The 23,657-nt window shown below is 49.7% G+C and carries 21 protein-coding genes; 15 read left to right on the forward strand and 6 right to left on the reverse strand.

The window, feature by feature from the left end; genetic code table 11:
* Positions 1 to 63: 63 nt before the first annotated feature.
* The gene (locus LKE33_07905; GenBank protein MCH3950838.1) at positions 64 to 972 is read left to right on the forward strand and encodes an AEC family transporter; all 909 of its coding nucleotides are present in this window, start codon (positions 64 to 66) and stop codon (positions 970 to 972) included.
* Between the two features lie 887 nt (positions 973 to 1,859).
* Here the strand turns inward: LKE33_07905 and LKE33_07910 are convergent.
* Complete coding sequence (locus tag LKE33_07910) at positions 1,860 to 2,711, reverse strand: Rpn family recombination-promoting nuclease/putative transposase (protein MCH3950839.1); 852 nt, start codon at positions 2,709 to 2,711, stop codon at positions 1,860 to 1,862.
* Positions 2,712 to 3,033: 322 nt separating this feature from the next.
* On the reverse strand, positions 3,034 to 4,137 hold the full coding sequence (locus LKE33_07915; protein MCH3950840.1) for an acyltransferase: 1,104 nt from the start codon (positions 4,135 to 4,137) through the stop codon (positions 3,034 to 3,036).
* Positions 4,138 to 4,286: 149 nt separating this feature from the next.
* On the opposite strand from LKE33_07915, the gene LKE33_07920 reads away from it, so the two are divergent.
* From LKE33_07920 to LKE33_07940, 5 genes are all read left to right on the forward strand, one after another.
* Positions 4,287 to 4,787, forward strand: a complete 501-nt coding sequence (locus LKE33_07920) for a hypothetical protein (protein ID MCH3950841.1) — start codon at positions 4,287 to 4,289, stop codon at positions 4,785 to 4,787.
* Positions 4,788 to 4,888: 101 nt separating this feature from the next.
* Positions 4,889 to 6,247, forward strand: coding sequence for a Trk system potassium transporter TrkA (trkA, locus tag LKE33_07925; GenBank protein MCH3950842.1), 1,359 nt, complete (start codon positions 4,889 to 4,891; stop codon positions 6,245 to 6,247).
* Between the two features lie 15 nt (positions 6,248 to 6,262).
* On the forward strand, positions 6,263 to 7,708 hold the full coding sequence (locus LKE33_07930) for a TrkH family potassium uptake protein (GenBank protein MCH3950843.1): 1,446 nt from the start codon (positions 6,263 to 6,265) through the stop codon (positions 7,706 to 7,708).
* A gap of 232 nt (positions 7,709 to 7,940) precedes the next feature.
* Entirely contained in the window at positions 7,941 to 8,240 is a 300-nt protein-coding gene (locus LKE33_07935) for a hypothetical protein (protein MCH3950844.1), read from the forward strand.
* A gap of 485 nt (positions 8,241 to 8,725) precedes the next feature.
* Positions 8,726 to 8,959: a hypothetical protein gene (locus LKE33_07940; GenBank protein ID MCH3950845.1), complete on the forward strand. Its 234-nt coding sequence runs from the start codon at positions 8,726 to 8,728 to the stop codon at positions 8,957 to 8,959.
* Positions 8,960 to 8,965: 6 nt separating this feature from the next.
* Here LKE33_07940 and LKE33_07945 read toward each other — a convergent pair whose 3' ends face one another.
* The 3 genes from LKE33_07945 to LKE33_07955 form a co-directional block, all read right to left on the reverse strand.
* On the reverse strand, positions 8,966 to 9,793 hold the full coding sequence (locus LKE33_07945) for a MetQ/NlpA family ABC transporter substrate-binding protein (protein MCH3950846.1): 828 nt from the start codon (positions 9,791 to 9,793) through the stop codon (positions 8,966 to 8,968).
* Between the two features lie 413 nt (positions 9,794 to 10,206).
* Positions 10,207 to 10,557 (reverse strand): helix-turn-helix transcriptional regulator, encoded by a 351-nt coding sequence (locus tag LKE33_07950; protein ID MCH3950847.1) that lies wholly within the window; start codon positions 10,555 to 10,557, stop codon positions 10,207 to 10,209.
* A 32-nt stretch (positions 10,558 to 10,589) separates the two neighbouring features.
* A complete protein-coding gene (locus tag LKE33_07955; protein ID MCH3950848.1) occupies positions 10,590 to 11,153 on the reverse strand; it encodes a flavin reductase family protein in 564 nt (187 codons plus the stop codon).
* 1,344 nt (positions 11,154 to 12,497) lie between these two features.
* On the opposite strand from LKE33_07955, the gene LKE33_07960 reads away from it, so the two are divergent.
* The 7 genes from LKE33_07960 to LKE33_07990 are packed head-to-tail and all read left to right on the forward strand — an operon-like array spanning position 12,498 to position 17,061.
* A complete protein-coding gene (locus LKE33_07960; GenBank protein ID MCH3950849.1) occupies positions 12,498 to 13,625 on the forward strand; it encodes a type II secretion system F family protein in 1,128 nt (375 codons plus the stop codon).
* A gap of 19 nt (positions 13,626 to 13,644) precedes the next feature.
* Positions 13,645 to 14,079: a type II secretion system GspH family protein gene (locus tag LKE33_07965; GenBank protein ID MCH3950850.1), complete on the forward strand. Its 435-nt coding sequence runs from the start codon at positions 13,645 to 13,647 to the stop codon at positions 14,077 to 14,079.
* A complete protein-coding gene (locus LKE33_07970; GenBank protein ID MCH3950851.1) occupies positions 14,072 to 14,533 on the forward strand; it encodes a hypothetical protein in 462 nt (153 codons plus the stop codon). The genes LKE33_07965 and LKE33_07970 overlap by 8 nt, the downstream gene beginning before the upstream one ends.
* A complete protein-coding gene (locus LKE33_07975; protein MCH3950852.1) occupies positions 14,523 to 14,849 on the forward strand; it encodes a hypothetical protein in 327 nt (108 codons plus the stop codon). The genes LKE33_07970 and LKE33_07975 overlap by 11 nt, the downstream gene beginning before the upstream one ends.
* Positions 14,836 to 15,339: a hypothetical protein gene (locus tag LKE33_07980; GenBank protein MCH3950853.1), complete on the forward strand. Its 504-nt coding sequence runs from the start codon at positions 14,836 to 14,838 to the stop codon at positions 15,337 to 15,339. Before LKE33_07975 ends, LKE33_07980 begins: the two co-directional genes overlap by 14 nt.
* Positions 15,326 to 16,186 carry a hypothetical protein gene (locus tag LKE33_07985; protein MCH3950854.1) on the forward strand — a complete coding sequence of 287 codons (861 nt, stop codon included), beginning with the start codon at positions 15,326 to 15,328 and terminating at the stop codon, positions 16,184 to 16,186. The genes LKE33_07980 and LKE33_07985 overlap by 14 nt, the downstream gene beginning before the upstream one ends.
* Positions 16,187 to 16,200: 14 nt before the next feature.
* Positions 16,201 to 17,061, forward strand: coding sequence for a protease inhibitor I42 family protein (locus tag LKE33_07990; GenBank protein ID MCH3950855.1), 861 nt, complete (start codon positions 16,201 to 16,203; stop codon positions 17,059 to 17,061).
* Between the two features lie 1,040 nt (positions 17,062 to 18,101).
* On the opposite strand, the gene LKE33_07995 is transcribed toward LKE33_07990, so the two are convergent.
* Positions 18,102 to 19,346, reverse strand: coding sequence for an IS110 family transposase (locus LKE33_07995; protein MCH3950856.1), 1,245 nt, complete (start codon positions 19,344 to 19,346; stop codon positions 18,102 to 18,104).
* A 1,019-nt stretch (positions 19,347 to 20,365) separates the two neighbouring features.
* Between LKE33_07995 and LKE33_08000 the strand changes: the two genes are divergently transcribed.
* The gene (locus LKE33_08000) at positions 20,366 to 21,976 is read left to right on the forward strand and encodes a DUF4127 family protein (GenBank protein MCH3950857.1); all 1,611 of its coding nucleotides are present in this window, start codon (positions 20,366 to 20,368) and stop codon (positions 21,974 to 21,976) included.
* 16 nt (positions 21,977 to 21,992) lie between these two features.
* Positions 21,993 to 23,294 (forward strand): amidohydrolase, encoded by a 1,302-nt coding sequence (locus LKE33_08005; GenBank protein ID MCH3950858.1) that lies wholly within the window; start codon positions 21,993 to 21,995, stop codon positions 23,292 to 23,294.
* Positions 23,295 to 23,657: the final 363 nt, after the last annotated feature.

Consider the following 23,657-nt stretch of genomic DNA (forward strand, 5'->3'; position numbering starts at 1 on the left):
AAGCGATTTCCGGCCCTTTTCTTCTGATACAATAAAAGCAATAAATGAAAAGGGGGCGAGGGCATGGAACATTTCCTGCAGATGCTGAATATTCAGATGATGCTTTTTGTCTACATGCTTGTGGGATATGGCTGCCGTAAATTTGGCATCCTGAAGGAAGAAGCGCGGGACGGCTTTACGGAGTTCGTTATTTATATTACCCTGCCGTGCATGATTTACCAGTCTTTCCAGATTGCCCTCACCATGGATACGCTGCAAAAAGGCGCCCTCAGTCTTTTTGTGGCGACGGCGGTAGAAGTCTTGTCACTGCTCATTAGCAAAGTTGCTTTTCGGTTCTGCAGGCCCGATGAAATTCCGATTATGCGCTATGGAACACTCGTTAGTAATTCCGGGTTTGCCGGACTGCCGGTCATTGAAAATAGCTACGGTACGCAGGGCCTTTTCTATGCCAGCATTTATATCATCCCGACGCGCATCCTGATGTGGAGTGCCGGCATCAGTCTTTTTACGACGGCACCGCGCTGGGAACGCTTTAAAATGGTCATGCTGAATCCGGGCATTATCGCTGTAGAGCTTGGCTTTTTGCGGATGGGCCTCCATCTTGAACTGCCTCCGGTGCTGGACCGTTCCGTGCAGGCACTGGCAGAATGTACGACGCCGCTTGCCATGACCATCGTAGGAATGATTCTCGCGGACATCCCGCTTAAGTCGATTTTGTCCGGCAAGGCACTTCTATTGTCGGCTATCCGCCAGCTTGTGATGCCGCTTATGCTCCTTTTCGCACTGAACCGGGCCGGCGTCGACCATCTGCTCACCAGTGTAGCCGTCATATTGACCGGTATGCCCATCGGTTCGACGACCGCCATCCTCGCAGCCAAGTATGGAGCGAATGCCGAATTTGCTTCGAAGTGTGTGTTTTTGTCGACGGTGACTAGTTTGATCACCGTACCTGTGTTGGCTTTGTTTTTATAAAAAGGCACCCGCAGTCGCCAGGTGCTCGGCTTGCCTCGCACGCTGTCAACTGCGGAGCTTTTTCTAAGGAAGTTTCTGTCGTCCTCTGCAGAATTAGGGAACCAGTGATTCATTCGCAGCTTCATCTACATGTGTCTGCGCCAGTTACGCTGTGTCGACAATTCCTCGAGTTACACCCGGTAACCCTCCGGATTGTCTTCTTGCGCAGCTGGCACATCCGCACGTATCTGAAGCCGTTCATTGAATCATTGGCTCCCTGCCGCATCTACTTTGTCAAACCGGATTGTGACCACTCGTGCGGCCTTCGGCCGAATAGGAAACTCACGCAGCTCCTTTTCGTCGCTGCTTCTGAGAAACTTCGCGTCAACAACTCCCACAGCGCTTCGCTCGTGGATCGTTGGCGCTCAGTTCCGCCTTCGTGGCCCCAATCCGGTCTTCCTCGTATCTGCGGCTGTCTTGCAGCAGAGTCCATCAGAAACAAATAGAAAAGAGGTGTGTTATCGGGGCATACGTTCCTAGATAGGAGCGTATGTCTCAAATTTTACTTTAGTGATAAAAGAAAATCGAAATATAAATATCATCTGCAGTATATTTTTACAAAGACCCTCTTCGACGTCGCTGCGCGACATTGAAGAGGGGAGGACCGCAGGAAGGGCCGATGACATCGGGCCTTCCGGAAAGCGGTGGGTGATGCCCCTTATAATTCCTAAACTCTCTGTAACTATTCGATAAGACAAAAATGTAGAAAAGTGTGGTAAATTTTGTAGTTCTTTCATGAGTACTGGCAATGTGCAGCATTGCCTACTCATGAAACTTTCTTCGATGCTGCTTTGCGGCCTTGAAGGAATAAAAAAAGCAGGACCGAACAGGCCCTGCTTTTTTACTGATTATCTTTCTTTTGTCTGTTCACGGCAAGATAGGATATCTTGAAGGGTGTAGCCGGTAAACTTCATGATTTGATCATCTGATAATCCGGACTCAAACATCTTTTTAACGACATTCAACTTTTCAATTTCCCGGCCTTTATTTCTTCCTTTTTTCAGACCTTCTTGAAGTCCTTCTTCTTTTCCCTTTCTCTTATACATTTTAAGTTCATCGGAAAGCAGCATATACTCCCTCCTCACTTGATCAACCATCTTTACCTTGGTGACTTCATCATCAAGTTCCTTTGTGAAACTATCCATGCTGTCAATGTGCTTGCCATCCACGTACCTGAGAAAGGCCGCCAGTGATGGATCTTCAGCAGCATCGGCACCTTTGGTATTTAAGAAAATATCCGTTTGCCCTTTATCCAATTGTAAACTAGAACGTTCTCTACAGCAAGGTTCAAATGTGTATTTTGGCAATCCTTCATGGAAAGGATCGAATGTACAAATAAAAATGATGTATGTATCATTCAGCTCTTCATAGGATTGTCCCTTTTCTAAATGTTCGCCATCGATGAGAGATTCGTAGTAACGAATACGTTTTGCCAGTAACTTATCTTTCTCATGAGTACACTGCATCTCGATGTCATAGATTCGGCCCGTATCATCTTCCACATATACGTCTAGCCGAATACCTTTTGATAAAATTCTGGTGTGGATTGTTTTCTCCGAGACCGGATAGTGTATGTCTTTTACTTTGATTTGCAGGATTTTTTCGATTAAGTTTTTACAAAGCCGTTTGTTTCGCATGACGCGTTCAAATAAGAAATTGTCTTGGATCGTTAGTTCATTAAATGCTCTGGTGGTTTTCAAGAAAATTGCCTCCTCTGGTTATGAAATTCATATTTTATGCAATTTCATCCTACCAGATGTAAGAAAAATAGGAAGGACCCCTGGTTGTGAATGAACCTTTTATGGTAGTGAAAGAAAAAATTATAATTTTTTCGAAAGTTAAGAATATGAAATATGCGGTTTTGGATACTGTCTCATAATTAAAAAAGCTGTGAAGAAACACGCTAAGTATCTTCTTCACAGCTCCTGTTTTTTATTTTTTCATGTCGCAGGCGAGGCTAAAAGCCAAATGCTATATGCTAAAAGCGCTTTTGCCTCTTCGCTATCTGCTATCTGCTCCTCCTCACGGCAGCAGCCCTTTCGCTTTTCCCTTCTTAATAAAGTAATGCAGAATCTCCGCCGCGATATACGACACGACGACCAGCATGACGTAGTACACGGGCATCGGGAATTGATTGAACGGGCAGATGTGCCGCGTAATGAACACATAAATCTGATCCAGGAAAAACGGGTGAATCAGATAAATCAGGAAGGAACGGTCGGAAATGCGTTCCAGGACGGGCAGGTCGCCTTTTTTGTATTTTTCCAGAACCGCGCTGAAAAACAGCACCGAAGCGATGGTATAAACGAGTCCCGGCGTGCTCAGCTGCTGCAGGGCATTGGTCGTATCTTCAAGGGGCATATGGTGAATGAGCACCCAGCGGTAGAAGATTGTCGTGTTCGCTGCGGCAGAGGCCAGGAAAAACGCTGTCAGCGCCTTCTTATGCTCCCGGATGAGCGCCAGGAAGCCTTCATAATGACGGGCAATAACGCCTCCCAGCATGAAAATAAAAAGATAGAAGAACACGAAGTAATTCAGTCGGTACTGCAGGAGGTCATAGATCCAGTGATGCTCGACGACCCATTCCGGATAGGCCCAGAAGTGGGCGCTGCCTTTATAGAGGAGGAGCTGCAGGACAAAGAGCACCGTAAGCGACAGCTTCAGCCCCACGCGCTCCATGAGGCCCATCAGTTTCCTCCAGAGCGGGAAGAGCAGGTAGAACCACATCAGGATAACCAGAAAATAAATGTGGTAATTGGCAAGCCCGAAAAACAGCGTAAAGAGGACGTGTTTCGGATACCACCAGCCCGGCGTGTAGGAAATCAGGCTGTAATAGTATAAGTAAAACATCGACATGACAAAGTAGGGGATGCCGATGCTTTTGATCCGCTTTTTGACAAAGGGCAGGTAGGGGAGCGGTTCCGTGAGCCCGTAACGGTAAAACAGTCCGTAGCCGGAAATAAAGAAGAAGGTCGGTACGCTGTACCTGCTCAGCACTTCGCAGAGGAGGTACAGAAAATTATATGGCGTCCCGGACTCCATAATGAGGTCGCCCACGTGGATAGCGATCACGCCCAGCATGGAGATACCGCGCAGATTATCAAAAATAATGTTGCGTTCTTTCATAAAAGACTCCTTAATATGACTGGAATATGATAAAATACAACCTACATATTATATTATTTCAGAAGCAGAAAGAAAAGCCTGATTTAGGGGGAAAAGTCGGGGAGATACTCCTCTTTCCCTGCCAAATCGATGAAAGGAGCGCTCGCATCGTGTCTCAATCTCTTACCCGCGCCGCGCTGCTGCTTGCTGTCGGCATCCTGGCTCAGCAGATGCGCCTTATTGTACCACTGCCGCCCATGGTGATGACGCTCATTATCGGTACCATTGTCAATACGGTGCTCATGCTGGCAGCGGACAGCACGGAAAAGAAATACTGCCTTGTCATGACGCTTGCCCTGCCGCTCGTAGCTTACATGCAGGGCCATATTACGGCTTTTATGATTCCCGTGGTCTTTGCCGGCAACACGGTCTATGTCTATTGTTACCGCAAAGATGCCTCTTTCTGGCGGCTCCTCATCGAAGCTCCGGCTGTTAAGGCAATCCTCATGGGAATCCTCATGGTTCTCTTGGGCCGGCTTATTGCGGATATGCCGTTCTGGCTGCTTAAGAAGACGGCCCCGATTCTTGTGGGCATGCAGTGGATCACGGGCATGACCGGCGTCATGGCATCCCAATATTTCCTGCACCACGTAAATCACAAAAGTTTGTAAAATTCGTGACAAAAATATGATGAATTTGCTACGAAAGTAGTATAATATTAAGCAAGTGAATTTTTGGCGGAAAACGCTGATTTTTAGGAGAGTTGTTTTCGATGCAAATTATTGTTGTTGGCTGTGGCAAAGTAGGACGGAATATCGTCACACAGCTCATCAAAGAAGATAATAATGTGACGGTAATCGACACCAACGCCGATCTTGTCAGGACGCTGTCCACGAACTATGACGTCATGGGAATCGTCGGCAATGGCTCGAGCTTTAACATCCTGAGCCAGGCTGATCTGAAGCATACGGACATGCTCATTGCCGTTACGGAAAGTGACGAAGTCAACTTGCTGACGTGCGTCATTGCCAAACTGAACAATAGTCGTGTCCATACGATTGCCCGCGTCAGAAGCCCTCACTATTCTGCAGAAAGTCACTTCCTGCAGAAGGGGCTGAACCTGTCGATGACCATCAATCCGGAGCTCGAATCCGCGAAGGAAATGGCCCGGATCCTGAATTTCCCGCAGGCTATCGATATCTTCAGCTTTGCCAAGGACCGTATTGATATGCTGCGCTTCCGCGTTCCGAAGAATTCTGTACTTATCGGCAGATCCCTTAAGGAAATTGCACAGCTGACGACCAACAATCTGCTCGTCTGCATCATCGAACGCAGCAGCGGCATCATCGTCCCTAACGGCGATACCGTCATTGCTTCGGGAGATATCCTGACGATTATTGCCATGCCGAGCGATGTCGAAGTTTTCTTTAAGAAAATTGGCGTAAAAACGAATAAAGCTGAAAATGTAACCATCGTCGGCGGCGGGGATACGTCTTATTACCTGGCGAAACTGCTCACGGAACGGGGCACCCGCGTGACGATTATCGAAAAGGATATGAAGCGCTGCGAAGAACTCGTAGAACTTCTGCCGGGCGTCATCGTGGACTGCGGCGACGGTACGGACCGCGATTTCCTGGAGGAAGAGCACCTGGAGAATACGGACGGCTTCGTAGCCTGCACGGGCATTGACGAAGTCAACGTCATTCTCTCCCTTTTCGTAATGAAGAAAGTCAGAAAAAAGGTCGTCACGAAGCTGAACCATGTGGATTTCGGAGAAATTCTCGATTCGCTTCAGCTCGACAGTGTCATCAATCCGAAGGAATTGACGGCGCAGAAAATCGTTCAGTATGTCCGCGCGGCCGGAAACAGTATGGAGTCCAACGTGGAAACGCTGTATCGTCTCCTGAACGGGCGCGTCGAAGCCATGGAATTCAATATCGAAAGGGATTCTTTGATTGTTCATCAGAAACTGAGTGAGATGAAGATCAAGAAGAACGTCATTATTGCCGGTATCCTGCGCAACGGGAAACTCATTATCCCGGGCGGCCAGGATGAATTCATGGCGGGGGATACGGTTATTGTCGTGACGACGCATATCGGCTTCCACGATATTTATAATATCTTGCAGTAACGAGGGGAATTTTGTATGAACTATGCTGTCATTGTGCGGATTCTGTCCTGGGTACTCCGGACAGAAGGTCTGCTGATGCTGCTGCCCTGCATCATTTCCTTGATCTACGGGGAACATGAAGGAATGGTCTTCCTGGTACTGGGTGTGGCAGCAATGGCTGTAGGATATATTTTGTCCAAACGGAAGATTGCCAATGAATCAATCTATCAGCGGGAAGGGTTCGTATCCGTGGGCCTTTCCTGGATTGTGCTGTCTCTTTACGGGGCGCTGCCCTTTGTCCTTACAGGTGAGATTCCAAACTACCTGGACGCCTTATTTGAAATCGTATCAGGCTTTACTACCACGGGATCTTCCATCCTTTCCAATGTAGAGGCCCTGTCGCATACCACACTTTTCTGGCGCAGTTTCTCGCACTGGATCGGCGGTATGGGCGTACTGGTCTTTATCCTGATGCTGGTTCCGGCAGGGAGCGGCGGTACGCAGATGAACCTGATGCGGGCAGAAAGCCCGGGACCCGATGTCTCGAAATTCGTGCCGCGCGTGCGGAATACGGCCATTGTGCTGTACCGTATCTACCTGGGCATGACGCTTCTGCAGATCCTCTGTCTTGCCATTTCCGGCATGAACTGGTTCCATAACCTCTGCATCACCTTTGGAACCGCCGGTACGGGCGGATTCGGCATTTTAAACGCCAGCTGCGCGCCTTATACACCGGTGCAGCAGTGGATTATTACAATCTTTATGATTGCCTTTGGCGTCAACTTTTCGTTTTACTATCTGTCCCTGACAAGAAATTTCTCCGATGCCATTCATATGGAAGAAGTCAGGGCCTACATTGCGATTATTATTTTTGCAGGACTCGCCATTGCCTGGCAGCTCCGTCCGCGCTTCTTTACGCTTGAAGAGACACTGCGGGCCGCCTTTTTCCAGGTGGGCAGCATTATGACGACGACGGGATTTTCCACAACAGACTTTGATCTTTGGCCAAGCTTTTCCAAGTCCGTGCTGGTAGCGCTGATGGTTTGCGGAGCCTGCGCCGGCAGTACGGGCGGCGGTATGAAAGTAAGCCGCGTGGTGCTGATTATGAAAGCCATTCGGTATGAACTGATTCATTTGCTGCATCCGCATGGCGTTCAGAAGATCCGTATGGACGGCAAGATTGTAGCCGGAAAAATCCTCGATTCCATGTTTATCTATATTGCTGCTTATTTTTTGATTTTCTCTCTTTCCGTCGTGATTGTCAGCCTGGATAACTTTGGATTTACGACCAACTTTACGGCTGTAGCGGCCACCCTCAATAACATCGGACCGGGCCTTGCGGCCGTAGGACCGACGCGGAATTTTGCCGGCTATGGCGTCCTTTCCAAGATCGTCCTGATCTTTGATATGCTGGCCGGACGTCTGGAACTGCTCCCGATACTGATTCTCTTCTATCCGGGCACCTGGAGCAATCGAGTGTAAGAAGCTGCTGGTTGCGGGTCGCGGGTCGCTGGCCGCCACTGAAGGAAGCAAACTGAAGAACAGTTTGCAGTGAACTAAAAAACTAACTGCCCGCAGTAATCTACCTTAAAAATCCGCCAAAGTAGCTGCTCGCACTTCAGTACTATCCACTAGCCACTTACCACTACCCACTTTGCTGCAGCCAGAAGCCATATGCTAAATGCCAAAAGCGCTTTTCCCCAAGGAGACTATCATGTCAGAAGACGAAAAAGATTACTGGACCGACGTCCTCATCAAAGAACTGGAAAAACTGGGATTTCCCAAAGAATTTGGCATGGTACTCGCCGCCAATCTTGAAACGGAATACGGCATTCGCCGTCTGGCCGTCTACGTGTCAAAGAACCAGCCGACTTCAGCAGAAGAAATCGCCGACGAAATGCTTGCCATCTGTGACGACCGCGACATCTGGCGCCGCAAAAAAGAAAGCGAGTATTACAACAGCAAAGTCAATGACTGGCTGAACCGCGAACGTGATCCGGAAGAAGAAAAATAAAACAAAGCTGTGAAGAACTTCCACTACGGATTTTCTTCACAGCTTTTTTATATTCTTTTATTATATTTTGCTAAAGCGGAGCTTTAGCGACTATATCCGTGCCTTCTTCGAGCGTGAGCGAGGAAGAAGGGGAACCGTAGTGGGCGTCGATTGCCTTGGCAATCGCGCACACGACCGCGGTGGATATTCAGTTAGATAACAAGTAAGGGGGATTAGAAAGAATAAAAATAGCAGCACTCCTGAAAGTGGTCAAATCAAAGATTTGACTCGATTCAATTAGGACGATTCGTAATCTTACCTATAGTACTTTTATAACCAGAGAAAGACTAAAAATTTAGTGAAAAAATAATAAGATGGTCATCATCCCCCGCAAGCGGGCCCCCTTCCTCAATGTCGCGTAGCGACGTCGAGGAAGGTCCCTAAAGAATATACTGCAGCGATTTTTTATATTTTTAAGTCAAACCGACGTCAGGAGGTTTGGCTACGTGGTACCTTCTTCTTTCACGACGCGTAGCGGCGTCGAAAGGAGAAGCGCTTGTGGTGGAGGGATAGCTTCTTTTATGCTTTTAAAAAGTAAAACTCTGGTAGTGGTTTTGTTCGTTCAAGATAAAATTGCCTCGGCAATTTTATTTCCTGTGGCGGACGGCGGGGTGCGGACGACGGAATGCGAAAAAGAGGCTGTGAAACAACGAGCAATCGTTATCTCACAGCCTCTTTAATTTATCTTACTTCGCCGGAACAATCGTCCCTTTGAATTTTTCTTCAATAAACTTCTTTACCGCATCGGAATGGAACAGTTCGGCAATCTTCTTATAGTCCGCGTTGTCCTTGTCTTTTTCACGAGCGGCAAGAACCATGACGGCCAGCGGTTCGTCATCCTTTTCCCAGAAGAGACCCTGCTTCTTGACGTCCATACCGGAACTCATGACGTAGTTCATGGTAATGACGGCAAGGTCAACATCGGAAAGGCTGCGCGGCAGCTGAGCGGCTTCTAGTTCTTTGAAGACCAGGTGCTTCGGATTTTCGGCCACATCAGCCGTGGTGGCCTTGAAGCCTACGCCATCCTTCAGTTTGATGATGCCTGCTTTTTCAAGGAGCACCAGACCACGTCCGCCGTTCGTCGGATCATTCGGGATGGCGACGGTAGCACCATCAGGAATATCTTTCAGGTCGTGGATCTTATCACTGTAAATACCCATTCGCATCAAAATTGTATTGCCAATCGGGACGAGTTTGGCATTATTTTGTTTGCAGAAGTTGGCCAGGAAGGGAGCATGCTGATAGCTGTTCAAATCGATATCACCATCAGCCAATGCCTTATCCGGAGTGATGTAATCGGAGAATTCAACGACTTCGACGTTGAGCCCTTGTTTCTTGGCTTCGTCGGCTACGGCATGGACTACATCGGCATGCGGACCGGCCGTAGCTCCAATCTTAATCGTTTTTGCGGCAGGTTTGGCGTTGTCTGCCTTTTTTTCGCCGCCGCACCCGGCAGCAAGCAGGGATAATCCCAATAAACCAGCCAGAATCAATGCAATGCGTTTTTGTTTCATAAAACTCGTCCCCTTTACTTTATTAAATCATACTGAAACAGTATGCATCATATGTTAATAAACTAAAGACATTTTGTCAAGAAAAAAGACATTATTTTTTCAAAAAGAAGAAAACAAGAAAAATTTTGTAACAATTGAATCCATTATCGCGGTCGCACATGGAGGCAAAATTGCAGAGACCCTCTTCGACGTCGCTTCGCGACATTGAAGAGGGGGAACCGCAGGAAGGCCCGATGACATCGGACCTTCCGGAAAGCGGTGGGTGACGACCCACTCTGCCGAAGGCGGATTTATTTGGTTCAGGTGGACTGTGCTGATGACAGATAAAACATTCTTTTTAAAAACTCTGGCCCAACAGATGTCCGAGACATGTCGGTGACTCTATTGGGCCAGGTGCTTTTCTTATCGTAATTCTATTTTTTACAAGCCATATCTTCCGCCGGCAAAATCCTATCCGCCATATGCTGATTTCCCCACTCGCACATCGCATTCAGAACCGGCTCCAGGGACGCCCCGTATTCAGTCAGGGAATACTCTGTTTTGGGCGGCACGACAGGGTAGACCTTGCGATGGATCAGTCCGTCCGCTTCCAGTTCCCGTAATTGCTGGGTCAGCATTTTCTGCGTCGCCTGCGGAATCATTCGCTGCAATTCGGAAAAACGCAGTTTCCTGCCTATCAGATGATAGAGAATTACCGGTTTATACTTGCCAACAATCAGACTTAACGTTGCTTCTACCGGGCAATGATACATTGTCTCTTTCATCGCTTTTCACACCTCGGATATCAGGGTCGTGGTCAGGCCTTGAAATCTCTCCCGTAGTTCCAGCATTTGGCAGCGACTTTTCCCGTGGACAAATACTGTGAGTTCTGGAACTCAAACAGAATCGGAGAGATTTTTTCGTAATCAATTTTTCCGCGTTCATTCACGAATTCTTCCTGGACGTACGTGTGAACCGGTTCAAGAATGTAGTTGTGGAAATTGCCGACTTCCACCATCTGCATCACGCGGCAGGTCATGCAGACCGGTGCCTGTTCTACGACAGGAGCCTTCTCCAGGTCATCCATGTGCCAGGCAAAGACATCGGATTTAGAAGTATTTTGTGCCTTGACGATACCGCAGTAGTCCGCTGCCTTCAGCATCGGCATGTTGACGAGGCTGACAGAAACAACTCCGTTTTTCTGGACGGCCGCGTCATCGAGCTTGTGACTCTTATCCATGCTGATTAGAAGATGATGATGTTCTACGACACCTACATGGGCAATCGGAAGAAAATTTACCTGCCCGTTTTCCAATACCGTGCCGACAATCGTTACCGGCATCGGGTATAATCCCATCACAGATCCTATATCTTTTTGCATTTGTATTGCCTCCTTAGCGCAATCTTTTGTGAATGTTGCTTTTCAGCACGGTTTTAGTTTACAGGGTTCAGGATTTTTATGGAAGTACGCACTATTTTGTGCAATAGTTACAAAAAAGTAAGGATGAAAGCGTCGAGCCGAGCAGTTAAACGAAACTTCCAATCAGGGTACTAGCCCCGTCGAGACCTCCTTTCAAGCCGCCATGCGGCTTCGAAAGGAGGAGAACCGCAGTCAGCACTGACGGTAGGAAGCGCTGACAAATGCGGTGGAGGATAGCTTCTTTTCCGTTCTTTAGAAAGGAGGGCGGGCCACGAAGTGGGGGAGGAAAGTAAGTTTAGGAGAACCGCTTGCGGTGGGTGTTCAGTCAGATAACAGGAATTGGTTCGACGAAGACGCTGTAAAATCCAAAGCAACACCCCAATCGGTGCAATAGAGACCCTCTTCGACGTCGCTGCGCGACATTGAAGAGGGGGAACCGCAGGAAGGCCCGATGGTATCGGGCCTTCCGGAAAGCGGTGGGTGATGACCCTTAATATTCTTTTAACCCTTACCTGGCATTTTGCACAAAACGGAATATAGAATTGCCTTACTAAATTTCCACACCTCTTTTTTATTTTCTTTTTATGGACGGCACAAAAGATGGGTGCAGGTGTCAGGAAACCGATAACTAACTCAACGTACCATCTTCATGCATCTGCGCTGTCCTCTCGTTGTTGGCAAAGGCTTGACTTACGCCCGGTAAATCATCGCCTTGCCGCCTAGAGAGATACAGCACATCTGCATAAATCTGGCACATTTCATTTAGTCATCGGCTTCCTAGAAGGCTGACTTAGGGACCCGAGATAATACAAAAATAGTATATCGAGTGGTTCCTAAGTCAGCCTGACACAGTAGATGCGCCCAAGGGAACCATTGATTCAATGAACGGCTTCAGATACATGCGGATGTGTCAGCTACGCAAGAAGACAATCCGGAGGGTTACCGGGTGTAACTCGAGGAGTTGTCGACACAGCGTAACTGGCACAGACACATGCAGATGAAGTTGCGAATGAATCAGTGGTTCCCTGTTGTGCGCCGGACAGAAAAAGTTTCCTTAGAAAAAGCTCTCAGATAAGATGCGTGTGAGGCCAGCCGAACACCAGATTATCTGAGGTGCTTTACCCCTTCGCAACCATTTTAAGTCCATTCACACCCGAAATCCCCACTTTTCCTTTATTTTGTTGCACAATAGGAACGGGGACAAAATGCTGACCATAAAATCAGGAAAAGAAAGGAGGAATCATTACGCAGGAATTTCGGTATAAAGCAGGCAAACGCGGCAGTCCTCCCGAAAGCGGCATCCTCATGGCCGAGGACCGCAAGGAAGCGGGCGTCGCGCTGCTGAAGGACTATGACAGGATTTACCAGCTGCAGCGTGTCCATACGGTGCCTTTTACGCAGAGCCGTAAATTCACGGACCTGGACCGGGAGACCTTCTTTCGCCAGATGGGACTTCTCCTTAAAAGCCAGATCCCGATTCTGAAAGTGCTGCACATTATGGGCGGCCGCCATAATGCAAAAATGGCAGCACTTTGCCGGGTGATGGCCGGGGAATTGTCTCGGGGCATGGATCTTTCCCAAAGCCTGGAGCGCCATCAGGAAGCCGTGGGCAACCTGGCCTACCGGCTTATGGCAGCTGGTGAAAAAAGCGGCCAGATGGTACCCATTCTCGAATCGCTCGCCGCGTCTTACCATCACAAGCGTGAAGCCCGGAAGTTCCTCATGGGAGCTTGTCTTTATCCGGTACTCGTACTTTTTATCGGGTCGGGGATTGTGGTGTACTTCGTGCATAACATTCTTCCCGTCTTTTATGACCTTTACGGGAATCTCCATCTGCCCGTTCCCTTGCCGCTCCAGTGGCTGATGAAAGGAGTTGCGCTGTTTCAGGCAAGCCCTTTGGTATGCTGTAGTTTTTTGCTCATAGTAGCAGCAGCCGCTGCGGCAGGCATCAGGCAGCGAGGATGGAAATGTATCTGCATCGGCCCGTTGAAACGGCTCTATCATACGTACTGGGAAATTCGTTTCACGTCCCTTCTTGCCATGCTGCTTTCCAGCGGGCTGCCCGTTCATGACGCTCTTGCGGAAGTCGAGCAGATCATGCCCACGAAAAGCCTTCAGGCAGCGGGCAAACGGATGACTCAGGCCGTGATGCGGGGAGATACGCTCGCCCGTGCCGCGCGTCAGAATCCGACTTTGTGCAGTGATCTGACGGCTGAATTTATAGCGATGGGCGAGGAGAGCGGCACCCTGCCGGTACTCCTCAAGGAGGTCTCAGAGCTCATCCGGGAGGACTTCGAGAGCCGCCTGAAATCACTCAAAACGATGCTTGAACCCGCACTGCTTCTGGGACTTGCCGGAATTTGTCTTCTCATGGTCTACATGGTCTTAAGTCCCATGCTTCACTTGATGGATGCCGCCCCCGGAACAATGTAATAATGAAAAGGAGAAAAACATGAACTACAATCAAACTACCAAAAAGACACCGACTGCACCCCAAAATAAAGCAAAAAGATACCGCAAAAACCGAGGCTTTACCCTGCTTGAAATTCTAATTGTCCTCGCCATCATCGGCGTCATGGCGGCTGCACTCATTCCCAAAATCGAGTCGGCCATGAATAAATCCCATGATTCCCAGCTCGTCATGGACCTTACAACCCTCGACAGCGGCGCCCGTCTTTATGAAATCGAGCGTGGTGAATCCCCTGCGTCGTACCAGGTTTTGATCGATGGCAAGTATGTACCTGCTAAGAATTACGGCAAAATTGAAAATGGCAAGGTGATAAATGGCCACCAGACCTATGTAGGTGAATTAAGCGATGGTACAAAAGTGACAAGTGATTCCCTGGGTAATGGCGGCAGCAAAACAGAAACAAAGACGAATGGATGAGCGGGCAACTTATCGCAGAAAAGGCGGGTTTATCCTCGCGGAAGTCTTGCTCTGGATGCTGCTTTTGGAAACACTGTTTGCCTTCGGGATTTCTTTTTATCCGGTGCTCCGGCAGCGGCTTGCCGAAATGCGCCGGAACCTTGCCTGTCTTGGCGCGTCGGATGTAGTGCTTACAGCGCAGGAGCAGGCCATGCTTGAGTGCGCGGCCATTTACAGCGTCGAATTTACCGGACGTACGGTGGAGACGCACGAAGTAGAGAAACCGGTGCGGTGCTTTGATTTTTCCGAATGTGGTCTGGGTGATTTCACCGCTAACGGGCGCGTCATTCGCTTTACCCATACGGGCAACGTAAAGCAGGACACGCGCTTCAGCATAGAGAGTATGAAAGAAAATCTGCCGACCCGCGTCTATTACCTGGAACCGGTGAGGGGGCGTCTCGTCTATGAAGAATGACCGGTACTCTCGTTCTTCCGGCTTCTTGCTGCTCGATGCCCTTTTTACAAGTCTTGTTGTGGCGGCTTCATTTCTGGGGATGGCTTTTGGGGAAAAAGAAGCGTTTATTCTGCTGCAAAGTCAGGACGAGTCGCGGAAGGCAGCAAAGTTTCTGCAGGAAGCCGCATGGGGCCAGCCTTTATCCGAAGGGCACCTGCGGGCCGAAGTCACGGAAACGGCCGTGCCCGGCCTGGATCATCTGGTCTGCCGGGAAATCAGGGCCTACGATGAAGCGGGAAAATATGTCGGGAATCTGGTTCTTTATGAAAAAAGATAAAGGTTTTATCCTGCTTGAAGGATTTCTGGGCATCTTTCTGCTTTTTATCGTCGGTGGCGCCGCTTTACAGGGTTTCTGCCAGGGTACTGCTGTCTGGAATGCGGTCATGCGGGAAATGGAAATGCGGCAGGTCTCCCGTGACCTGAAGTCGCGCCTTGGCTCCTATTTTTATTTTCGGTGCCATAAAATCCGTGTTGAAAAGAAAGGCAGGGATAGTCTCATCACAGGCTCTTCCGCCTATTCGTCAAAGCGCACGGCCTTTTACCTTGGGCAGCTGCAGGACAGGGATTATCCGACCCTTTATGTCAGTGTAAAGCAGGAAGGCGGGGACCCGGGCGTCAATCCGCTTTTGCCGCCGCAGATCGGTGCTAACAATCTCATCGTCACAACACTGCCGCAGGAGCGCGTGCAGTGGGAAATGGATCTGATTCATATAAAATCGGGGAAGACGTACCATTTCCGGGAGGTGTTTCCCTATGCGGTCTGGTAAGGGAAAGTCCCGCGGTACCATTACTTTTCTTATGCTGATGATGCTCGTCCTGGGCTGTCAGCTGCTTTTTGCCGGGCAGCGTGTGCTCTTAAGTTTTGTCAAAAACGAGCAGCTCGTTTTTCGCTCGCAGCAGCGGATGGCGCTCCTGCGCAGCTTTTGCCGGGCGAGGGAAGAAGCACCGCTGCTTAAGAAAAGTCAGGTGCTGACGCTGCCGGAAGTCACGTTCCATACGGATAAGGCACCGGTTTTTCTTCAGGTGACCGCAGAATATCATCCCAAAGGACTCTACCGGTTCGAACGGGTTACACTTTGGGAAGGCGGTCTGCGGACCCCAAAATTTGCTGTTCGTTACGAAATCGATCCTCCGGGCGGCCGTCATGCTGCGTGCTATGAAGGCTGCACGGAAAATGTGCCGCTGCCGGATGAATTTTTCCGCCTTTTTTCCGACCTGAAGGAAGGCACTATTACGCTGCCTCAGATTGACTGGCCCGACTCTCCGCTCAGGGGCCATCTGTATCAGGGAGAAGATAAACTCGTCTCCCTGTCACCGCACTATCCCTGGGAGGGCCGTGCCGTCCTCTTTTGTCCGGAAGGGCTTACCATCGGCAGGGGATTTACGGCGAAAGGTCTTTTTTGGATCTTTTGCCGCGGCGACGTGACCATCGAACCGGAGGTCAATCTGGACCACGTGCTGATTCTTGCTTCAGGACGCATAAATGTCGGGAAAAAGTCACAAATCCATGGTATAATAGCCGCCGGGAGCAAAATTTCCTGGGATTCCGATGCCGCGTTTGTAAAAGACGCGTCGGTGCTTTCTCCCTTTCGCACTCCCTATACCTACAAGTAGGAGGTTATCAGGCGATGATGAAAAAATGGATGATGGGGCTTACCCTGGCAGCGTTAATCGGTGTGGCAGGACAGGCCTTTGCTTTTGGACATACGACCATTCTGCAGGAGAATTTTAAGAGCGGCAAAGCCACAGGTGTGATTCCTTATGCTGACGGGCTCAAGGAAGCGTACCTGCAGACAAACGTCAATTCCCTTTTAAAAGACAGGGCAGAGGCACTTGCCAAAAAGGCAGGCGGATCCCCGACCGTTTCTTACGAAATTACCGTGAACCGTCCGACGCTTTTCAGTGTGCTTCTTAAGGCTGCCGGAAACCAGACCCTCTACGACGGCGTCAATGTAGATGTAGCTGCCGGCGCGGAACTCAAACCGGAAGACCTGCTCTACGTCAAGTCGGATGAATATCTGCACTATGTTGGTACCAAGAAATTTATCTTCGCGGAAAACGGTATTCGTATCCAAAATACGGCAGACGGCCCTTTTGACACCGTAGTGCCTTATAACCAGATTGCGCCCATGATCAACGTCGCAGAAGGCGCACGTCTCCTGACAAGCTATAAACTGACGAAAGAATCTAAGGATAAAACCCTGGAACTCAAAGCAGGGGAACTTGTGGCCCTGTTCCTCGATTCCAACCCGGCAACCGGCCTTGACTGGGTTCTGACCGACCGCAGCGCGGCCCCCGGGTTCAAGAACCTCGGTCATTCCTTCTATCTGCCTATGGAGAACAAGACGAGCCGCGGCGGCACGCCGGGACAGACAATCATGTTCTTCGCCTTTGATAAACCCGGCACCTATACCGTAGAAGCCGTGTACAAGCGGAAGATGGAAAAGAGCCCCTACGACGAACTGAACTTCCATTTTAATGTGAAGTAAAAGCGCCCGTAAAACGGGCAGAGGTTAGGGGCTGGTGGCCAGTGGGTAGTACACCCGTGCAGGCAGCATGTCGGGTAAAGCTTAAGGCAGTTAGCAGATAGCTGCAGCAGATAGCTTCGCCTGCGGCAGCACGGTACGGCCTCCCGGCCGGAATGAAACAATAAAAAAACAGGAACTGTGAAGATACAGGATAGTATTTCCCACAGTTCCTGTTTTGTTTTTCTTTATTTATGGAGGAAAAGCTTCTTTATATTCTTTTTTTATATTTTGCTAAAGCGGAGCTTTAGCGACTATATCCGTGCCTTCTTCGAGCGCAGCGAGGAAGAAGGGGAACCGGAACTGAGCGCCAACGATCCGCAAGCGCAGCGCCGCGGGAGTGAGGGGAGCCACTGACCCATTCAACATCCCATCTTCGCACATCTATGCCGTTCTCTCGTTGTCGACAAGGACTGGGCTTACGCCCGGTAAACCGGCGCCTTGTCTCCTAGAGAGAACGGACATATCTGCGTGAATCTGGAGATATTTCATTGAGTCAGTGGCTCCCCACGCCGCGAAGTTTCTCAGAAGCAGCGACGAGAAGGAGCTGCGTGAGCTTCCTATTCGGCCGAAGGCCGCGTTTTTTTATTATTGACGTCGATTGACTTGGCAATCGCGCACACGACCGCGGTGGATATTCAGTTAGATAACAAGTAAGGGTAAATTAAAAAGACTTAAAACAGCAGCACTCCTGAAGGTGGTCAAATCAAAGATTTGACTCAATTAAATGAGGAAGATCCGTGATCTTACCAATTCCTGCGTTCTGACTGAATACCCACCACGGACGGAATGATTGATTGCATCAATCATTCCTGTGGTTCCTCCCTCTTAGTCGCGAAAAGCACGCGACCAAGAGGGCAATGTAGCTGCTGGAATATCCATTAGTACTTTTATAACCAGAGAAAGACTAAAAATTTAGTAAAAAAATAATAAGATGGTCATCATCCCCCGCAAGCGGGCCCCCTTCCTCAATGTCGCGCAGCGACGTCGAGGAAGACTAACTATCATATGTCAAGTGCAAATTTCTGTGAATCGGAGCTAGTGTTTATCTGCTTTTGAAGCATTAATTGAGCAGATGTTTTGTATGTATTTCCTGTTGTCTGAAGTGCATAAATTAACCGTACCAATTTTTTAACTGCATGAGAGATTGCTATGTAGTAATGCTTGCCTTCGTTTAGTTTCTTAGCTAAATATTCCTTGTAGGCTGGTTCGTACCGGCAGACGAATATCGCTGCGTTAAAGAGCGCAAATCGTAGATAACGTGACCCTCTTTTCTCCATGTGGGCGCTTCGACCTATCCCACTTCGACGTCCTGACTGGTTCCTGGACGGTGCAAGCCCGGCATAGGCTAGAACTTTGTCGGGAGAAGAGAACCTGGAAAAATCCCCGACTTCCGCTAAAATTGCAGCTCCTGTGACGGCACCAATCCCAGGAATTGTAAGCAAAGGTTCCGGATGCTCGCTCAGCAGCTCCTTTTCCTCAGCCTCGATTTTGCGAATTTCTTCATCATAGTCCTCAAGAATCCGGATGTTCGCCCGCAATTCATGTTCATTGCCCAGATTGTTGTGTTTACCGATAGATTTTTTTGCTTCGTCACGAATTTGTTCAGCCAAATCCTCATTTAAGCTGCCTCTGGATGCCTTGTGAATAATGTTTTTCAAGTGTTTCAAGTTGGCGTTTGCCAGCTCCTCGGGAGTAGGATATTCCATGAATATAGCGTGAGCAGTAGCAGAATTCAGGTTCATATATTTTCCTAGTTCAGGGAAGTTGAGAACCACAAGCCGATCCACGTCTTGTTTAATCTTTGTTCTTGCCTGAACCATTCTGAACCGAGATCTGGTAAGTGACATGAGACGTTCATTGTGGTATTCTTTAGGAACGTAGGGTTTGAGATCCAAATCGGACATGAACATACAGGCTATGAAATGAGCATCAATGCGATCGGTTTTAGTTTTGCGAAGGCTATGACTCTTTTTGTATTGATCTGTCAACATGGGATTGAAGACATAAGTTGGTAGCCCGTTATTCAGCAGGAATCTGGTGATATTCTCGCTGTAAGGTCCGGTGGCTTCAAGCCCTACTTTTATGTTTTCTGCCGGTTGTTTGTAAGAGCATATCTGCTTCAGCAGAAAGTCAAAGCCCTCCCAATCATTGGTAATAGTAAATTGCTTGTACCTGGACTTATGCTCTGGGTCAAGGATGCAGCAGTCATGTTTGTCTTTGGACACATCAATTCCAACGTAGATCATAATATAAAACCTCCTAAAAAATATGATGCTGAAACCACAGACTCTCTGCCATGTATCCTTGTTCTATATAAACCGTCTGGCGGTATCTAACTTATTAACATCGCTGCAAAGAGCTGTGGTTGGAGTCTTCTTCAAACCGTTAATCGGTAGGTCCCAAAACCAATCCACAGCATCTTTTACAGTGTAGCACTTTCCCCCAGAAGAGGGGTAAAGTCCCAATACATATGATACAAGGTCCCTAAAGAATATACCGCAGCAATCTTTTTATATTTTTAAGGCAAACCGACGTCAGGAGGTTTGGCTACGGAGGACCTCCTTTCAAGCCGCTCCGCGGCTTCGAAAGGAGAACCGCTTGCGGTGGAGGGATAGCTTTTCTTCATAAAATCAAAATTTACGTTCCACTAAAAACTTATACTATCGATTTCACACCTCTTTTTTAATTGTTTCTGATGGACTCTGAAGCAAGACAGGTGCAGGGACGCGAAGAACTGGGCTGAGGCCAGGAAGTCGGAACTGAGCGCCAACGATCCGCAAGCGCAGCGCCGCGGGAGTTAGGGGAGCCACTGACCCATTCAACATCCCATCTTCGCACATCTATGCCGTTCTCTCGTTGTCGACAAGGACTGGGCTTACGCCCGGTAAACCGGCGCCTTGTCTCCTGGAGAGAACGGACATATCTGCGTGAATCTGGAGATATTTCATTGAGTCAGTGGCTCCCCACGTCGCGAAGTTTCTCAGAAGCAGCGACGAAAAGGAGCTGCGTGAGCTTCCTATTCGGCCGAAGGCCGCGGTTTTGTTTATTTTTGCGATGGAGGGATAGCTTCTTTTCCCCGCCGATGAAGTCGGCCACAACGGTACAGCTTTCTTTTTGCGCGAAGCGCCACAGCGTTATACCCCTCTTAGCACTCCCATACCCAAAGCGATGCTAATCTTATCCCCTTATCTGTGCTATAATGATTTTATCCAATTATTGTATTTTTGTGAAAAATTAAGACATACGATTCATGAGGGGTGAGATTTTGAAATTTTCACTGCATCGTAAATTAAAATTCATTACGGTACTGGCGGCGCTGGGTACCGCCCTCCTGCCGTCCTTTGCTTCGGCAGAGCGCTTCGTCTTTATCCCGCTCGACAACCGGCCTGTCACCCGGGACTATATCATAGATACGTTCCGTGACGCAGGCTGCGAGATTGTGACGCCGGACGAGTCCCTGCTTGCTTCTAAAGCATCACGGGGTGATGCCCCGGCGCTCCAGACGTTCCTCGAAAAGAACGCATCGGGCATGGACGGCGCCGTGGTCTCTCTGGATTCCCTGATTTATGGAGGCCTCACGACGTCCCGTACTCATGAATTTTCCGAAGCGGAGCTGCAGAAGCGTCTTGATTCGGTGCTGACTTTCCGGCAGCGCCATCCCGGCGTACCGCTCTATGGGTTTGTGACTATCATGCGTTCTCCCAAATACAGCAGAGCGCCGGAAGAGCCTGCTTACTTTGCGCAGTGGAGCCCGAAGCTCTTTGAGTGGGGTGCCCTGCGGGACCGCAGTGAATTAGGCCTTTTGTCTAAAAAGGAAAAGAAGCAGCTTGCGGCTCTTGAAGCAGAGATTCCCCAGGACGTGCAGCAGGATTTGCTTGCCCGCCGCGATAAGAACCGCCGCATCATTCTTGCTTGTGTGGATGCCGTGAAATCCGGCAAAATGGACTATCTCCTGATTGGCCGCGACGATTCCGCACCTTACTCGGAAGCGCACCGCGATGCCCGCGCCATTACGGAACGCATCGGCGATATGGGCTACAAGATCCGGTCTTTCCCCGGCGCCGATGAACTCGGCATGACACTGCTCAACCGGGCCCTCAATAAGAGCCGCGGCACGACTCCGATTGTCTATCCGTTCTATACGGAAGGTGTGGGGAGTGACACCGTAAGCTCTCTTGAAGATATTTCCGTCGGACAGAATGTGCGGGAACACGTGCTCGCTGCCGGCGGCTATCCAGCACTGCTTAAAAAGCGTGCCGATGTGGTGCTTGCTGTGCATACGCCGGTGGACGGCGTCACGCGCGGAGCCGATACGGCGTTTAATACGTCGGTCTTGAAGCCGGAAGAAACGCGTTTCCTTGACCGGATTGAAGACGACGTCAAAGCGGGCCGCAATGTCAGCGTAGCCGATGTTGCCTTTACAAACGGCAGCAGCGACGCCCTCGTGAAGGGCCTCTTTGACCGCAAACTGCCGGATGGTACGACCCTTGCATACGACCTCGGTGCTTACGCCGGCTGGAACACCTGCGGCAATACGCTGGGCTACGCCATCGGGCAGGGCATGACCGCGCCTTTGATGTCTCCGGAAGCTCACCGCGAGATGCTCGATACGCGGTACCTTGATGATTGGGCCTACCAGGCACATGCCCGTCAGGATGTGCGTTACAACCTGACCTTCCAGAAAGGCTGGGAAAATGCGGGGGCCATGACGACAGAAAACACGAAGTCGGCAGAAACCTATGTGACGAAAAGCCTGAAAGAGACGGCAGCTCCTTTACTCGGCAAGACGACCGTCGATAAATACCAGTATACTTTCCCGTGGCGCCGCACATTTGAAGTAAAGGTTGCCCGGACTACAAATACCAATCAAAAATAACAAGGGGGTATTTTTGATGACGCTGCTTGATGAAGCTTTATCTATGAAAGATGAAATGATTGCAAGGAGAAGAGATCTGCATGCCCATCCGGAACTTGCCTGGACGGAATTCCGCACCGCCTCTATTGTGGCGACGGAACTCAAGAAACTTGGGTATGAAGTGCTCATTGGCAGAGAATGCATGAAACCGGAAGCCCGCATGGGCGTTCCTTCCGAAGAGGAGATTGAAAAATGTAAAGAGCGCGCCCTCTCTGAAGGCGCCGATCCGGCACTTGTCGCCAAAATGGAAGGCGGTTTTACCGGTGTTGTCGGAATCATGCATTTTAAGAAACCGGGCAAAACAGTCGGCCTGCGTTTCGATATGGACTGCCTGCTCGTCGATGAAAATCCGACGGACGCCCATCGTCCTACAAAAGAGGGATTTGCTTCGCAGCATGAGGGCCTGATGCATGCCTGCGGCCACGACGGCCATACGACCATCGGTCTGGGCGTGGCCCGTCTGATTGCCGCCCACAAAGATGAAATGGCCGGTACGGTGAAGCTCTGCTTCCAGCCCGGCGAAGAAGGCGTCATGGGTGCCAGATGCATGGCAGAAAGCGGCGTTGTCGACGACGTCGATTATTTTCTGAGCGGCCACATCGGTCTCGGCTCCGGCACGAACAGCACATTCGTCTGCATGACCCAGGGCTTTCTCGCTACGACGAAAATCGATGCGAAATTTACGGGTCTGCCGGCCCATGCCGGTGCCAACCCGGAAAAAGGCAGAAACGCGCTGCTCGCAGCTGCACAGGCTTCCATTGCGATGCATACGATTTCCCGTCACAGCGGCGGCCCTTCCCGCATCAACGTCGGCGTCCTTCACGCCGGTACGGGCCGCAACGTCATTCCGGACAATGCCTTGATTAAATTTGAAACGCGCGGCGCGACGACGGCTATCAACGAATATATGTCTACGGAGGCCAAGCGCATGGTGAGAGCTGCTGCTGACATGTACGGCGTCGAAGTGGAAATGAAGGAAATGGGCAGTGCCGCTTCCGGCAACTCTTCTCCTGATATGGGCGAAGAAATCTACAATTTTGTATCGAAACTCGGTTATTACGATCACGTACAAAAGAGCCAGAGTGTGGGCGGCAGTGAAGACTGCTCCTACTTTATGTCCCGCGTACAGGATCACGGCGGCAAAGCCGTATATATGCTCTATGGAACGGAGGAAGCTTCCGGCCACCATACGAGCGAATTCGACTTCAACGAAGACGTCCTTCCCGTTTCCGCTGCAACCGTAACGGAACTCGTGAAGTACTTCGGAAATAAGCAGTAAAGAAAAGGCTGTGAAACGATGAGCGATCATTGTTTCACAGCCTTTTTGTCGCCTTCCGAATTCCGCCGCCCACCCGTGGAAGCAAACAAAATAACTGCATCAGCTCGCTTGCGGTGGAGGGATAGCGTCTTTATATTTTTTATATTTTTTATATTTTGCTAAAGCGGAGCTTTAGCGACTATATCCGTGCCTTCTTCGAGCGCAGCGAGGAAGAAGGGGAACCGGAACTGAGCGCCAACAATCCGCAAGCGCAGCGCCGCGGGAGTGAGGGGAGCCACTGACCCATTCAACATCCCATCTTCGCACATCTATGCCGTTCTCTCGTAGTCGACAAGGACTGGGCTTACGCCCGGTAAACCGGCG

It is taken from the genome of Acidaminococcus sp., from assembly GCA_022482815.1.
Taxonomy (GTDB): Bacteria; Bacillota; Negativicutes; order Acidaminococcales; family Acidaminococcaceae; genus Acidaminococcus.